The following is a 1,819-nucleotide window of genomic DNA, read 5'->3' as shown; positions in this document are numbered from 1 at the left end:
GAAAACATCATATGTGACCTCAACGTAGTATTTCTTATTGAGATCAGCTAGGTAGAAAAAGGTTCAAAAAAATCCCTCGATTCAATCGAGGGATTTGTGTAGAAGAGACAGATATGGATTGGGCTTGGCATAAGGTTAAAGGCTCTGCTGCACACCATATTGTGGCATGGGATGACCCTAGGGCATTGGGAGCAAGGAATATTTTAGATAAACATCAAATTCACATAGATTCTGCTGAAAACGGTATTTTCTTAAAACATATTGATCAATACTCTTCCCAACCTGGGGCATACCATAGAGTTATTCATACCAATAAATACTATGAAGATGTTGTTGAAAGAATTACCATTGCTGATCGGTTAGGAGGAAAGGATGCGGTTATTGCTGAATTAGCAAAAATAAGAGAAGATCTTTTCTTTAATACACTTATTTATTAATGAGTCAACTTAACATGAAAATATTTATTTTAAAACACAACATTAAGGAATTTAAGTTTTATCTTCAGAATGAAAATGATCCTCTGGCAATGGAAGCATTTTCTTTTGATGGGAAAGCATTAGGTAAAAACTGGAAGCCATTTAGTGTTAATTTATTTAAAGTAAAAACTAAAGCTGAAAAGTCATTAAGAGAAGACTTTAATTCATCATGTTTTGATATCGGTTTGCTTTTCGCAAATAATGATATATCTCAGCTGGTTACCGGTATAACAACTTATGTGGAAGTATTACCTATTAATACCGATGACCAGCGTGATTTTTATTTTATCAATGTGATAAGAAAAATACCTGCTCTTGATTTTAAAGATAAAAGTGAAATTATGGATATGTATCGTTCTGGAGATTATAAGTTTTCTAAAGATACTATTATTAATGAAATGCTATTTAGAGATGAAGTTCTCACATCTACTTATTTTGCCACTGAGAATTTTGTTAATAAAGTTGGAGAGGATCTAAAAGGTGTTTACTTTAAGTATGTAGGGAATATTTAATTTTATTTTTTAAACAAAAATGCCGGAGAGATCCCTGTTATCTTCCGGCTTTATTATTATTCTGCCTGATAATCCCCAATCAGCTCCCGCATCCGCAGCTTAATCTCACTGAGCTGATCCTGTTGGTGCTGGTACTGTTGCTTGATGGTGCGGGTGTCGTCGCTGTCAGGGATCAGCACCAAACAGCCCTCCATAATCTTCACGGTGAGGGTGCAACCCTTATCGAACCCGGCCGCCTTGAGCCACTGGCCTTTCAAATGGATCGCAGGCGGGGCGGTGGCCTTGTTATTTTGCGGCACGTATCCCACGGTGTAATAACGTTCTGTTTTGGCGGCTTTATTTACCGCGCGGTTTTGCTTAGAATGCGCCTTAGCCATCATTCAACTCCTAATCAGTTGGTTATGGTTAGCGGTTGTGACAGGTTGCCGCCTGTCTCATCCGCGATTATTTTATAGACTACTCTTTCTTTTTAGCGGCCTGCCTTGCTGAATCCCAGCGCCGTGACTGATACTTGATAATCAGGCTTTCCAATACTTCCCGCACAATACCTTGCTCATCTTCAGGAAGCTGGCTGATCGCTTCAAACTGCAAGGAAAGCTCACCGGTTGGCACACGTCCATGTGTATCAAATAACAAAAAGTCCGTGCTGACATTCAGCGATGTAGCAATCTTCTTCAATACCTCAAGGGACGGCTGCGCCTGCCCTGTCTCGTACTGTAGTGGTATAAGGCTCTCGGACACGTCAAAAGCCTGCTCATGTTATTAACATGACAATGAGGTGTAGCGATGAAATTGAAACCCAACAAACGCCACTATTCTACTGAATTTAAG

3 protein-coding genes and 1 pseudogene are annotated in these 1,819 nt (G+C 39.4%); 2 read left to right on the top strand and 2 right to left on the bottom strand.

What is annotated here, in order from left to right:
• The first annotated feature begins 113 nt into the window (after positions 1 to 113).
• Both IQ209_RS17775 and IQ209_RS17770 read left to right on the top strand, forming a co-directional pair.
• Positions 114 to 437 carry an AHH domain-containing protein gene (locus IQ209_RS17775; RefSeq protein ID WP_228005974.1) on the top strand — a complete coding sequence of 108 codons (324 nt, stop codon included), beginning with the start codon at positions 114 to 116 and terminating at the stop codon, positions 435 to 437.
• A 14-nt stretch (positions 438 to 451) separates the two neighbouring features.
• On the top strand, positions 452 to 988 hold the full coding sequence (locus IQ209_RS17770; RefSeq protein ID WP_193852511.1) for a hypothetical protein: 537 nt from the start codon (positions 452 to 454) through the stop codon (positions 986 to 988).
• A gap of 56 nt (positions 989 to 1,044) precedes the next feature.
• Here the strand turns inward: IQ209_RS17770 and IQ209_RS17765 are convergent, their stop codons facing one another.
• Together IQ209_RS17765 and IQ209_RS17760 are read right to left on the bottom strand one after the other, a co-directional pair.
• Complete coding sequence (locus IQ209_RS17765) at positions 1,045 to 1,365, bottom strand: SymE family type I addiction module toxin (protein WP_193852510.1); 321 nt, start codon at positions 1,363 to 1,365, stop codon at positions 1,045 to 1,047.
• A 79-nt stretch (positions 1,366 to 1,444) separates the two neighbouring features.
• Positions 1,445 to 1,705, bottom strand: a pseudogene (locus IQ209_RS17760) (helix-turn-helix domain-containing protein); the annotation flags it as partial.
• Positions 1,706 to 1,819: the final 114 nt, after the last annotated feature.

The sequence above is a fragment of the Xenorhabdus sp. BG5 genome (assembly GCF_015163665.1).
Lineage (GTDB): Bacteria > Pseudomonadota > Gammaproteobacteria > Enterobacterales > Enterobacteriaceae > Xenorhabdus.
The sequence above is the reverse complement of the archived record's forward strand: the minus strand, read 5'-3'. Positions and strand labels throughout refer to the sequence as shown.

Excerpts from the sequence above, each read along its gene's own strand:
- IQ209_RS17775 (WP_228005974.1), top strand. The coding sequence starts at position 114 with ATGGATTGGGCTTGGCATAAGGTTAAAGGCTCTGCTGCACACCATATT.
- IQ209_RS17770 (WP_193852511.1), top strand. The coding sequence starts at position 452 with ATGAAAATATTTATTTTAAAACACAACATTAAGGAATTTAAGTTTTAT.
- IQ209_RS17765 (WP_193852510.1), bottom strand. The coding sequence starts at position 1,365 with ATGGCTAAGGCGCATTCTAAGCAAAACCGCGCGGTAAATAAAGCCGCC.